Genomic DNA, 12,187 nt, shown 5'->3' on the forward strand with positions numbered 1-12,187 from the left:
CGGCCGGCCGCGAGCCCCGGCGGCAGCGGGCGGCCCGCAAGCGCCGGCCCGGCGGGCGTCGGCTCGACCCGGAGGAGGTTGGAGCGGCCGAAGAAGCGGGCGACCGCGACGCTTTCCGGCCGCTCGTAGAGCCGGCGCGGGCTGCCGACCTCCGCGACGCGCCCGTGCTCCATCACGGCGACCGTATCGGCCATCTCCATGGCCTCGTCCTGGTCGTGGGTGACCATCACCGTCGTGACGCCGATCCGGGCATGGAGCCGCCTGATCTCGTCCTTCATACGCTCGCGGAGGTTCCGGTCGAGCGCCGAGAGGGGCTCGTCCATGAGCAGGAGCTGCGGCTCGAACACGATCGCGCGCGCGATCGCCACGCGCTGCCGCTGTCCGCCGCTGAGCTGCCGCGGCGCCCGCGCGAGGAGATCGCCGATCTCGAGCATCTCCGCGACGCGGCGCACGCGCCCGGCGATCTCCCTGCGCGCCATGCGGCGGGCCCGCAGCGGATAGGCGATGTTCTCCGCCGCGCTCATATGCGGGAAGAGGGCGTAGTTCTGGAACACGATGCCCATGCCGCGGCGCTCGGCGGGCCGGTCCGTGATGTCTTCGCCGCCGAGGAGGACGCGGCCCCCGTCCGGCGCCTCGAAGCCGGCGATGATCATGAGCATGGTGGTCTTGCCGCAGCCGGAGGGGCCGAGAAGCGCCGCGAAGGCGCCGGCGGGGACCTCGAGATCGACATCGCGGAGCGCGGCATGCGTGCCGAAGCGCTTGCTCACGCCCCGGATCTCGAGCCGCGCCCCGCGGCCGGCGCTCACCATCGGGCGAAGGCCGGCGGCGCCGCCTCGCCGATGGCGCGGCCGGCGAAATCGTATTCGGGGAAGCGGCTATAGACGGCGTGGGCGCCGCGGCGCACCGCGGCGAGCAGGTCGCCCTCGTCCGCCATGGTGAGCCGGCCGTCCTCGACGCGCACCTCGCCGTCCACCATGACGTGCTTCACGTGGGCGGCACTGCCGATATGGACGAGCGCCTTCACCGGGTCGAGCATGGGCCCGAAGGCGTAGTCGCCCATGTCGACGACCAGAAGGTCGGCCTTGGCGCCGGCGGCGAGCCGGCCGAGATCCGCGCGCCCGAGCGCCTTCGCGCCGTTCACGGTCGCGGCGTTGAAGACGTCGCGGGCCGGCGCCGCCCGGAAGTCGTGCGAATGGACCTTGCCGAGCATCGAGGCGAACTTCATCTCGTTGAACATGTCCTGCGGATAGCTGTCCGTTCCGAGCGTGATGTTGATGCCGAGCCTCGCATAGGTGCGGAAGCTCTCGAACAGGATGCCGCGCCGCGCGAACACGAAGGGCGAGTGCGAGACATGGGCGCCCGCCGCGGCCACCTTCTCCAGGTCGTCGACGAGCGGGAACCCGGTCAGCGAATGGCCGCCGTAGAATAGGCAGTGGCCGAGGATGACGTCGGGACCGAGCAGCCCCTCCTCGGCGAGATAGCCGATCGGCGTCGTGCCCTCCCGCCGCACCGTCTCGTGGAACTCCCAGATCGTCTCGGCGACATGGAGCGTGACCGGCAGCCCGAGCCGGCTCGCCGCCTCGCGCGTCCGCCGCAGCAGGGCCCGCGAGGTGAGGACCGCCTCGACCGGCACCAGGATGCCGCGGATGCGGTCGTTGTAGCGGCCGTTGTTGCGCAGCGCCGCCTCGCAGGCGGTCTCGAACTGCCGCTCGCCGTCGTCCTCGAGCCAGTCATAGGCGAGCCGGCCGGTCTCCGTGAACCGGTAGTGCGCGGAGGCGTAGCCCGGCGCGATATAGCCGCGGATGCCCATCTCACCGGCGATCTCGACCATCCGCTCGGTGTTGCCGCCGACCTCGCCGCCCATCTCGACAACGGTGGTGACGCCGCTCTTCAGGAGCTCCCCGATGGCGTAGCGGATCCCCGCCACGGGATCCTCCGGCGCGAGGAAGGAGGCGCCGTCCCGCCCGGCCGGCAGGTAGTTCAGGAACCCGCAGGAGAAGAGGTCGAGCCGGCCGCAATCGGCCATCATCCGGTCGCCGACATGGCTGCAGAGATGGGCGTGCGAGGAGATGAAGCCGGGCAGCAGGAAGCCGTCGGGAAAGCTCCGGAGCGCGGCGCCGTCGGGCGTTCCGTCCCGGCGCGGGCCGACATAGGCGACCGTGTTCCCTTCGATGCCGACCTCGCCGTCCTCGATCAGACGGTGCTCGCCGGAATGGAAGCCGAGCACCCATCGGGCACGGTAGATGGTCGAACCGGACATGAAGGCGTTCTCCTGTGAATGGCTCAGGCGGTCCGCGAGGCGCGGGCATGCCTGAGAACGAGGACGAGGATGCCGAGCACCAGCGTGCCCGCGACCAGGACCGTGGAGGCGGCCGCCACCGTCGGGTCGAATTCGGAGCGAATTCCCTCCCACATGCGGCGCGGCAGAGTCCGCGTCGTGGAACTGCCGACGAAGAGCGCGATCAGGAGCTCGTCGAACGAGGTCAGGAAGGCGAGGACCGCGCCGGAGAAGATGCCGGGCGCCGCGAGCGGCAGCGTCACCGTGCGCAGGACCCGGATGCGGCCGGCCCCGGACGCGCGGGCCGCGCGGACAAGGTCCGGGTCGAGGCCGCGCAGCGCGGCGAGCGTGGTCAGCACCACGAACGGGAGCGCCAGGCAGAGATGGCCGAGCACGATGGCGAGCTCGCTTCCGGCGATGCCGTAGCGGGTGAAGCTCATATACATCGCGAGCGCCACCACGACCGGCGGCATCAGGATCGGCAGCGTCAGCGCCGCGGCGAGCGCGTTGGCGGCACGGCGCGACATCGCGGCGAGCGCGAGCGCGGCCGGGACGCCGAGCCCGACGGCCGCGGCCGTCACGATCGCGCCGATCCGGATGCTGCGGAGCGCCGCCTCGGTCCAGTCCGCCCGCGCGAAGAAGTTCGAGAACCAGCGAAGCGAATAGCCGGGCGGCGGAAAGCGGATGAACTCGCTCGTCGAGAACGACATCAGCACCATGATCGCGAGCGGCACGAGGACGAAGAGCCCGACCAGGATCACGACGGCCCAGGCGAGCGCGATGCGGAGGTTGGCCGGCCGGCGGCTCATCGCGCGGGCCGCGCGAAGCGCAGGCGGGACAAAGCGGCGGCCGCGGCGAGCAGCGCGGCGACGATCCCGACCAGGATCACCGCGGCGGCGGCGGCGTTCGGCCAGTTGAGGGCGACGTTCACCAGCATGTCCACATAGACGGCGAGCATCACGTTGCCGCGCCCGCCGAGCATGATGGGCGTGATGTAGAAGCCGACCGCGAGGACGAACACGATGAGGCCGCCGGTCGCGAGGCCGCGGGCGATCAGCGGCAGGATCACCGTCGCGAAGAGCCGCAGCGGCCCCGCACCGAGCGAGCGGCCCGCCCTCAGCAGTTCCGGTTCGATCGCCGCGACCGCGTTCGCGACCGGGAGGATCATGTAGGGCAGCAGGACGTGCACCATGCCGACGCCGACCGCGCCCCAGTTGAAGAGGAGCTGCAGCGGCTCCGAGACGATGCCGGTTCCCGTCAGAGCGGCGTTCACGACGCCCTCGCGGCTGAGGAGATAGAACCAGGAATAAGTCCGCACGAGCGAGCTGATCCAGAGCGGCGTGACGACCGCGAGGAGCGCGATCCGGCCGGCGAGCGGCGGCAGCGCGCGGACGGCGAGGCAGAACGGCACCGCGATCAGCGCCGTCGTCACGGTGACGGCGGCGGCGACGAGGACGGTGTTGCGCAGGATCGTGGTGGCCGCCGCGGAGGCGAAGAAGCGCGCATAGGACGACAGCGGCTCCGCCCCGGTGAAGGAGACCGCCACCATCCCGCCGACGGGCACGACGAAGAACAGCGCCAAAGCGAGCGCCGCCGGCACGCCGAGCGCGAGCGGGAACCAGTCCCGCCGCGCGCCGGCGCGGGCATCTCTGCGCTCCCGGCGTTCGGACATGCCGGCGGCGGGCGTCACGGCCCCGCTATGCTCAGAGCACGGACCATTCGTGGAATTTCTCCACGATCGTGCCGAGATTGTCGGCCCACCACTTGGAATCCTGCACGTACATCCTGGCGAGGTTGTCCGGATAGCTCGGCAGCTCGGCTGCGCGGCCGGGCTTCAGCCCCGCGAGCACCTCGGCATTTGCCGGGCCGCCGGCATATTCGTTGAAGATCGCGATCGAGGGCTGCACCTGCAGCAGGGCGTCGATGAGCTTCATGGCCGGGCCCATATCGGCCCCCTTCACGATCATCAGGTAGTCGAGCGAGGCCTGTCCGTCGTTCCAGGAGAGGTCGACCGGCGCGCCCTCCGCCTTCGCCGTCATCAGGCGGCCCGAATAGGTCGAGCCCGCCGTCACCTCGCCGGAGGTGAAGAGCTGCACGACCTCGCTCCCCGAGCTCCACCACTTGCGGACGCTCGGCTTGATCCGGTCGAGCGAGGCGAAGGCGCGGTCGACGTCGATCGGATAGAGCGCGTCCTTGGCGACGCCGTCGGCAAGCAGCGCGAATTCGAGGTTCGGGTACTGGCCGTCATCGGCCGAGCAGAGCGTGCGCCCGCCCGGAAACTTGGCGGTGTCCCAGACGTCGGCCCAGCTCTGCGGGCTCGCGCCGCCGAATTTGTCGGTCCGGTAGCCGATATTGTACGACCAGTAGAAATAGCCGATCGCCTTGGGCAGGCGCAGCCCTTCCGGAATTCCGGCAAGCGCTGCGGGCGAGAGCGCCGAATAGTCGATCGGCTCGAAATACTCGCCCATCTCCTCGAGCGAGAGGATGGTGAGGAGATCCGTCTCCACCACGTCGAACTCGAGATTTCCGCTGTCCACCATGGCCTTGATCCGGCTCGGGAAGGGCAGCGAATCCTCCACCACCTTGATGCCGCTCGCGGCCTGGAACGGTGCCAGCACGTGCTCCCGCTGCAGATCCTGCAGGCTGCCGCCCCAGGAGCAGAAGCGCACCTGCTCGGCGGCCAGCGCCGGCCGCGGCAGGAGCGGCGCCGCAAGCGCGGCGCCCGCGAGCCCGCCGGCTCCGGCCAGGAACCGGCGCCGGCTCATCCGGTCAAGAAAGGCAAGCCGCTTCTCTTCATCAACGCTCATCGAAATCTCCCCTTCTCGCGAACCCCGGTCGCGCTCCCTCCCTCAGGGATTTTCCCGCCGGCATGCCGGACCTGACGCGGCCACGCTGCTCCCGGGCGCGCCGCCAGTTTCGCCGGAACGGGCGATCCCGTCGATGCCAATCGCGAGTGCGGCCGCGATCGGCCGACGTCCTGCCGAGAAATGCCGAGAAATGCCGGCGGCTGTTCCCGGGACAGGAATAGGCTGGATGGCACGGAAGGCCCGGATCCCCGGTCCGGCCCAACGCTTCCCCTCTTAGTCGCAGGTTCCCTTTGCTTAAACGATAAAGCTCCCTTCGACGGATGTCTACGGGGACCTGCCGCGCCGACCGTGGCAACATCCGGACGGCTGAGCTCGAGGAGCAAAGTGCGTGCCAAGAAGACGGCGGCGGCATAGGACAATCGCCGTGCAGATCGGAAGGTGATCATGGCGAGCGACACGAAGGAAGCTCCGGGACACCCGCGCAAGGTGGGTATCAAGGACATCGCCCGCGCGGCGAACGTCTCGACGACTGCGGTGTCCTACGCGCTGAACGGCACCGGCCGGCTCGACGAGCAGACCCGGCTTCGCGTGATCCGGATCGCGGACCAGATCGGCTACCGCGTCAACCGCAATGCCCTCAACCTGCGGCGCAGGAAGTCCGGCGTGCTGGCGATAGCCGCGTCGGTCCCCGAGGGCCTCTCGAGCGTGCTCCCGAGCATGGACTTCTTCATGCAGATCTGGCACGGGGCCGTCGCCGCGTCGCTCAAGCGCGGCTACATGCTGCTCCTCATTCCCTTCGGCACCGCTCCCAAGGATCTGGAAACCGTGCCGGTGGACGGCGGTATCGTCATCGATCCCGTCGCGAACGATCCGCTGGTCGGACATTTCGAGGCGAACGGGCTGCCCTATGTCACGATCGGGCGCGACGCCGCGCGCGATCCCGAGCCGGCCTGGTGGGTCGACAACGACCACGGCACGCTGGCGCTGCAGGCCTTCCGCCATCTGAAGGAGCGCGGCGCCCGGCGGATCGGCCTCATCCTTGCCGCGCCGAGCTACGCCTACACCGTCGCCACGCGCGCCGCCTATCTCGACTGGATCGCGCAGGAGGGCGGCGAGCCGCTGATGGTCGTGGTGGAGGAGGCGCCGACTTCCACCGCCGGCTACAATGCCGCGCTCGCCATGCTGGACTCCCCGAAGCCGCCCGACGCGATCTATGCGGCGATCGACCGCTTCGCGGTCGGGACGCTCTTCGCGGCGGCCGCCCGCGGGATTTCGGTCCCGCAGGACCTGAAGATCGTGTCGGGCAATGACGGCATCCTCACGCGCACCGCCCATATCCCGATCACCGCGATCGACCTCGTCCCCAACCGCCTCGGCCGCGAGGCGATCGAGATGCTGCTCGACCGGATCGAAGGCGCCGCCTCGGACCGCCATCTGATCCTTAACGGACGGATCGAGGTGCGAGCGAGTTCCTGAGCGAATCCAGGCACCTGGCCGGGAAGTCCGCGGACAAACTGACGGCTTGACCCGTGCCGGGCCCGCCACTAGCGTCCGCCCGCCCACCTCGCAGGAACGAACTTCTTGGTCGCTCAACTCCAGGCGCTCGGCCTCAACATGCTGGAGCAGGGCTTCCTGTTCGGATTTCTCGGCCTCGGCGTCCTCATCACCTTCCGGTTCTTCCGCTTTCCGGACCTGACGGCCGAGGGCAGCTATCCGCTCGGCGGAGCGGTGGCGGCCGCGCTGCTGGTCTCCGGCGTCCATCCGGTCGCCGCCACGCTGTCGGCCGCGCTCGCCGGCGCCGGCGCCGGCATGGTGACCGCGCTCATCCACACCAAGCTGAAGATCAACAACATCGTCGCGGGCATCGTGGTGATGACCGCGCTCTATTCCGTGAACCTCCGGATCATGGGGCGCGCCAACATTCCCCTCCTGCGGGAGCCGACGGTCTTCGGGGAGGCCGTCGGCTGGCTGAACGGGTTCGGCCTCGGCTGGCGCGAGAACGTCTACACGACCATCCTCGTCGCCTTCGTGCTGCTCGTCGCGGCCGGCGCGCTCCTGGTCTGGTTCTTCTCGACCGATCTCGGCCTCGCCGTGCGCGCCACGGGCCAGAACGAGCCGATGATCCTCTCGCTCGGCGTCGACACCGACCGGACGAAGATGGTCGGGCTCGCGCTCTCCAACGCCTTCATCGCGGTCTCCGGCGCGCTCGTCGCGCAGAACCACGGCTTCGCCGATATCGGCATGGGGATCGGCATCCTGGTGACGGGCGCGGCGGCCGTGCTGATCGGCGAGGCGATCTTCGGCGATCGCGGAATCCTCACCTGGGTCGTGGCGGCGGTCGTCGGCGTGGTGATCTACCGCCTGCTGGTGGCGCTCGCGCTCCGGGTGGGTCTCGAGCCCGTCGACCTGCGGCTCGTCACCGCCGCGCTCCTCCTGATGGCGCTCGCGGTGCCGCGCTTCCGGCCGAGGCTCCTCCGGTGACCCCGGCCATGCTGGCGCTCGAGCGGGTGAGCAAGTCCTTCCTGCGCGGCACGCCGAACGAGGTGCGCGCCCTCCGGGACGTCGATCTCGCCGTCGCCGCCGGCGACTTCGTCACCGTGATCGGCTCCAACGGCGCCGGCAAGTCGACCATGATCAAGGCGGTCGCCGGCTTCGCGATCCCGGACGAGGGGCGCATCCTCCTCGAGGGCCGCGACATCACCCGCCGGCCGCCCTGGCGGCGTGCGGCCACGATCGGCAGGATCGCCCAGGATCCGAACGAGAGCACCTGCGCCGGGATGACGATCGAGGAGAACCTCGCGATGGCGGAGCGCCGCGGCCGGCCGCGCGGCCTTCGCCTCGCCATCCGGGGCGACGCGCGCCGGCGGTTCCGCGATGCGCTGGCGCCGATCGGGCTGGGGCTCGAGGACCGGCTGGCATCGCGGGTCGGGCTGCTGTCGGGCGGCCAAAGGCAGGCGCTCGCGCTGCTGATGGCGACGCTCTCGGGCTCGCGCCTCCTGCTCCTCGACGAGCATCTCGCCGCCCTCGATCCGAAGACGGCGGAGACGGTGATGCGGCTCACCGACCGCCTGATCGCGGAGCGGCGGCTCACCGCCCTGATGATCACGCACAACATGCAGGACGCCATACGCTGGGGAAACCGGCTCCTGATGATGCATGGCGGGCGCATCGTGCTCGATGTCGGCGGCGCGGAGAAGGCGGCGCTGACGGTGCAGATGCTGGTCGACAAGTTCCATGCGGTGAGCCACGCCGAAATGGTGGAGGACCGCGTGCTCTTGACGGCGTGAGCGCGATAAAGGCAGGTCTTCGCGCTCGAACGAGAGGATGCAAGCGATGACAGGGATGCCTTCCGCCGCCCGCGCGGCCGCACTGGCCCTTCTGGCGATGATCGGCGCGGCCGCCGCCGCGCCGCCCGTTGCCGCCCAAGGCGCGCCGGAACCGGGCAGGACCTACACGATCGGCTTCTCGCAGATCGTCGACCACCCGGCGCTCAACGCCACCCGGCAGGGCTTCCTCGACGCGCTCAAGGAGGCCGGGTTCGAGGAAGGCCGGAATCTCGCCTTCGAGTACCAGAACGCCCAGGGCGACGTCGGCACGGCCCGCAGCATCGCGGAGCGCTTCATCGCCGGGAAGGTCGATCTCCTCGCCCCGTGCACGACCCCCGTCGTGCTCGCCACGATCCGCGCCGCGCGCGATTCGGGCATTCCCGTCGTGTTCGGCTGCGTGACGAACCCCGTCCAGGCGGGCGTGGTGGAGAGCGCCGACGCTCCGACGGGCACGAACGTCACCGGCTTCTACACGGTGCCCCCCGTCGCCCGGAACTTCGACATCTTCACCGCCATCGCGCCGGGCATGAAGACGGTCGGCACGATCTACAATTCGGGCGAATCGAATTCCGAGGCGCTCAACAAGCTCGCCAAAGCCGAGGCCGAGAAGCGCGGCATGACCTGGCTCGAGGCGCCGGTCACGTCGAGCGCCGAGGTGCTGACGGCGGTCCAGTCGCTCGCCGGCAAGGTCGACGCGATCATAACGCTGCAGGACAACACCGTCGCCTCCGCCTACGAGGCGATCGTGAAGACGGTCGAGGAGGCGAAGCTGCCCTGGTTCTCTTTCGACGTGCAGGCGGTGAAGCGCGGCGCCATCGCGGCGCTCGCGCAGGACCAGTACCAGAACGGCGTCGACTGGGCGAAGAAGGTCGCCGTCCCGGTGCTCCTCGGCAAGGATCCGGGGACCATCGTGCCCGTCGAGGCGGAAGTCTTCGAGATCCAGCTCAACGCCGACGCGGCGAAGGCGGCCGGCGTGACGATCCCCGACGAGGTCAGGGCGAAGGCGAGCCAGGTCCACGGCGGGTGAGCGCGGAAGCCGGCGCGGCTTCCGGCATGCGCGCCGCGGTCGACCGGCTGCTCCGGGAGGGGCGGGTGCGGGTCGTCGAGCGCGCGGTGTCCGGACGCTTCGAGCTCGCCGCCGTCACCCAGGCCTCGCAGCGGGAGAGCGACGCCCCCCTCCTCTTCCGCAGGGTCGGGAACTCGCGCTTTCCGGTCGTCACCAACCTCTTCGGCAGCCGCGACCGGATGATGGCCATGATCGGCGCGGAGGATTCCTTCTGCCGGCGCTGGGCCGAGCTGATGCGCGCGCCCGGCGCGCCGCCCCGGATGGTGGGCGAGCCGGCCGGGCTCGAGGAGATCCGGCTCTCCGACCTGCCCGCTATCACCTATTCGGAGCGCGACGGCGGGCCCTACATCACCGCCGGCGTGTTCCTGGCGAAGGAGCCGGAGAGCGGCATCCCGAACCTCTCCTTCCACCGCTGTCAGGTCGTCGGCGACCGCGAGCTGCGGGTGCGGCTCGGCAGCTCGCATCACCTGACGCGCTACCAGGCCGGCGCCGAGGCGCAGGGCGAGGCGCTCGAGGCCGCCATCCTGCTCGGGGCGCCGCCGCCGCTCGTCCTCGCCGCGGCCGCCCCGCTCGCCTATGACGAGGACGAGATGGAGGTCGCCGCCAAGATCGCCGGGGCTCCGCTCGCGCTGCGCCGCTGCCGGACCGTCGCGCTCGACGTGCCGGCCGAAACCGAGATCGTCATCGAGGGCCGCATCCTGCCCGGCATTCGCCGCCCCGAGGGACCATTCGGCGAGTTCATGGGCTATTACGTCGAGATCGGCGACAACCACGTCTTCGAGGTGAGCGCGGTCGTCGCCCGCCCCGATGCCCTCTACCATGCCCTTCTCTGCGGCTCCCCGGAGGACCTGCGCCTGCTCGAGCTCGCGGTCGCGACCCGCACCTACCAGGCGCTCCTCGCCGCCAATCTCCGCGGCATCGTCGACGTCGCCTGCACCCCCTTCACCATGAGCACGGTCGTGAAGATGGAGCAGGCCTATGAAGGCCATGCCCGCCAGGTGCTGATGACGGCGGTCGGGGCCAACCACGACTGGAACAAGACGGTCTTCGCGGTCGACGAGGACGTCGACATCGGCAATTTCGACGATGTCTGGTGGGCCTATCTCACGCGGGGACGCGCGGATTCCCGCGCCTTCGTGCTCCAGGACCTGCCCGGCTTCTACCGCGACCCCATGAAGGACCATTGGGGCCGCCTCGCCATCGACGCGACGGCGCCGTTCGGGCGGAAAAGCGAGTTCGTCCGCAAGCGCGTGCCGGGCGCGGAGGCGATCCGGCTCGCCGATTATCTCGCCTGAGGCGCAGGCGGCCGGCGCCGCCGCCGGTCCGCTCAGCCGCCCGCGGGCAGGCCCTCCGCCGTCCCCCTGACGATCTCCTATTCCGCGGGGACCGCCTGCCTGACGCCGTAGGTCCCGAGGTCGAGCCGGCGCAGCTTTGGCGCGCGCCAGGCCACGGCGACGACCACGCCGATCGTGAGCAGGCCGCCGGCGACGACCGCCCGTGTCGGCCCGAGGAGCGAGGCGGTGAAACCCATCTGGGCGGCGCCGAGCTCGTTCGACGAGCTGACGAAGACCATCCGCACGGCCGCGATCCGGCCGCGCATGTGCTCCGGCGAGGCGAGCCGCAGGATGGCGTGCCGGATGACCATGCTGAGCCCGTCGCAGACGCCCGCGAGGAAGAGCACGGCGAGCGACAGGTAGAAGTTGGTCGAGAGGCCGAACGCGACCATGCAGAGGCCGAAGCCGGCGATGATCAGGTGCAGCGCCAGCCCGGCGCTGGTGCGCGGCATGAAGCGCACCGCCAGCACCGCCGCGGTCAGCGCACCGGCCGCGATCGCCGACCGGAGCAGGCCGAAGCCGGAGGGACCGACCTTCAGGATGTCCGTGGCGAAGATCGGGAGCAGCGCCGCCGCGCCGCCGAAGAAGACGGCGAAGAGGTCGAGCGCCATCGAGCCGATCAGCACCTCGTTCGCGAAGACGTAGCGCACGCCCTCGTAGATGCGCCCGAGCGGGCCCGGGCCGCCGGGCGGATGAACCGGGACGGGCTTCTCCGAGATCCCGAAGGCGAACACGCCCCAGGCGGTGGCGAAGAGCGCCGCGAGCACGCCGTAGGTCGCGACCGGGCCCCATGCGGCCCAGGCGAAGCCCATCGCGACCGGTCCGAGCATGTCGGAGACGCGCGCAAGCGTCGAGATCACCGGCACGCCCTTCAGGACCAGCCGCACGGGCAGGACCTGGGCCTCGAGGCCGACCGCCGCCGGCGTCTGGTAGGCGCGGACGGTGGCCGACAGGAAGCCGGCCGCGAGCAGCATCGTCACCAGCCAGGCCTCGGTCGCCGCGACCAGCATCAGCCCGCAGCAGACGAGGCCGAGGAGCGCGATCGTGCCGAGCACCAGCCTGCGGCGGCTGCGCCGGTCGGCGATCTCGCCGCCATGCAGCGACAGCGTGAGCGCGGGAATGACCTGGACGATCCCGAGGAGCGCGATGTCGAGCGCGAGCTTCCGGGCCTCGTAGACGTGGAATGCGAGCATGACCGTCAGGGCCGAGGCCGCGAAGCGCTCGATCGAATTCGCGGTCACGAAGGCCCGGAACTCCCGGTTGCTCCAGAGTTCCTGATCAAAGAAGCGCCGGAGCATTCGGAGGGTCCCCGCAGAAGGCGACCGGCCGCCCGGCCGGTCCGGAACCGCGCCATTGCCGCAGAGGCGCGCGCGGGT

Annotated in this window: 11 protein-coding genes; 5 read left to right on the forward strand and 6 right to left on the reverse strand. The window is 70.6% G+C overall.

Annotated elements, in window-relative coordinates; all coding sequences use genetic code 11:
- The 5 genes from E4O86_RS12895 to E4O86_RS12915 form a co-directional block, all read right to left on the reverse strand.
- Positions 1 to 767 (reverse strand): ATP-binding cassette domain-containing protein (locus tag E4O86_RS12895; protein ID WP_161140957.1); only part of this gene is annotated, 767 nt, incomplete at its 3' end.
- Positions 768 to 802: 35 nt separating this feature from the next.
- The gene (locus E4O86_RS12900; RefSeq protein WP_161140958.1) at positions 803 to 2,260 is read right to left on the reverse strand and encodes an amidohydrolase family protein; all 1,458 of its coding nucleotides are present in this window, start codon (positions 2,258 to 2,260) and stop codon (positions 803 to 805) included.
- A gap of 23 nt (positions 2,261 to 2,283) precedes the next feature.
- Positions 2,284 to 3,087: an ABC transporter permease gene (locus tag E4O86_RS12905; RefSeq protein ID WP_161140959.1), complete on the reverse strand. Its 804-nt coding sequence runs from the start codon at positions 3,085 to 3,087 to the stop codon at positions 2,284 to 2,286.
- A complete protein-coding gene (locus E4O86_RS12910) occupies positions 3,084 to 3,968 on the reverse strand; it encodes an ABC transporter permease subunit (RefSeq protein ID WP_161140960.1) in 885 nt (294 codons plus the stop codon). The genes E4O86_RS12905 and E4O86_RS12910 overlap by 4 nt, the downstream gene beginning before the upstream one ends.
- 13 nt (positions 3,969 to 3,981) lie before the next feature.
- Positions 3,982 to 5,085 carry an ABC transporter substrate-binding protein gene (locus E4O86_RS12915; protein ID WP_161140961.1) on the reverse strand — a complete coding sequence of 368 codons (1,104 nt, stop codon included), beginning with the start codon at positions 5,083 to 5,085 and terminating at the stop codon, positions 3,982 to 3,984.
- A 444-nt stretch (positions 5,086 to 5,529) separates the two neighbouring features.
- Here E4O86_RS12915 and E4O86_RS12920 point away from each other — a divergent pair, with 444 nt between their 5' ends.
- The 5 genes from E4O86_RS12920 (at position 5,530) to E4O86_RS12940 (ending at position 10,772) form a co-directional block, all read left to right on the forward strand.
- Positions 5,530 to 6,561, forward strand: coding sequence for a LacI family DNA-binding transcriptional regulator (locus E4O86_RS12920; RefSeq protein ID WP_161140962.1), 1,032 nt, complete (start codon positions 5,530 to 5,532; stop codon positions 6,559 to 6,561).
- A gap of 105 nt (positions 6,562 to 6,666) precedes the next feature.
- The gene (locus E4O86_RS12925; RefSeq protein ID WP_205520864.1) at positions 6,667 to 7,566 is read left to right on the forward strand and encodes an ABC transporter permease; all 900 of its coding nucleotides are present in this window, start codon (positions 6,667 to 6,669) and stop codon (positions 7,564 to 7,566) included.
- Positions 7,563 to 8,372 (forward strand): ABC transporter ATP-binding protein, encoded by an 810-nt coding sequence (locus tag E4O86_RS12930; RefSeq protein WP_425500126.1) that lies wholly within the window; start codon positions 7,563 to 7,565, stop codon positions 8,370 to 8,372. Before E4O86_RS12925 ends, E4O86_RS12930 begins: the two co-directional genes overlap by 4 nt.
- 46 nt (positions 8,373 to 8,418) lie before the next feature.
- On the forward strand, positions 8,419 to 9,438 hold the full coding sequence (locus tag E4O86_RS12935; protein ID WP_161140963.1) for an ABC transporter substrate-binding protein: 1,020 nt from the start codon (positions 8,419 to 8,421) through the stop codon (positions 9,436 to 9,438).
- Positions 9,435 to 10,772 carry a UbiD family decarboxylase gene (locus E4O86_RS12940; RefSeq protein ID WP_343039156.1) on the forward strand — a complete coding sequence of 446 codons (1,338 nt, stop codon included), beginning with the start codon at positions 9,435 to 9,437 and terminating at the stop codon, positions 10,770 to 10,772. The genes E4O86_RS12935 and E4O86_RS12940 overlap by 4 nt, the downstream gene beginning before the upstream one ends.
- A gap of 77 nt (positions 10,773 to 10,849) precedes the next feature.
- Here E4O86_RS12940 and E4O86_RS12945 read toward each other — a convergent pair whose 3' ends face one another.
- Positions 10,850 to 12,109: an MFS transporter gene (locus E4O86_RS12945; RefSeq protein ID WP_161140964.1), complete on the reverse strand. Its 1,260-nt coding sequence runs from the start codon at positions 12,107 to 12,109 to the stop codon at positions 10,850 to 10,852.
- Positions 12,110 to 12,187 lie beyond the last annotated feature (78 nt).

Source organism: Propylenella binzhouense (assembly GCF_009866965.1).
GTDB classification, from domain to species: Bacteria; Pseudomonadota; Alphaproteobacteria; order Rhizobiales; family Afifellaceae; genus Propylenella; species Propylenella binzhouense.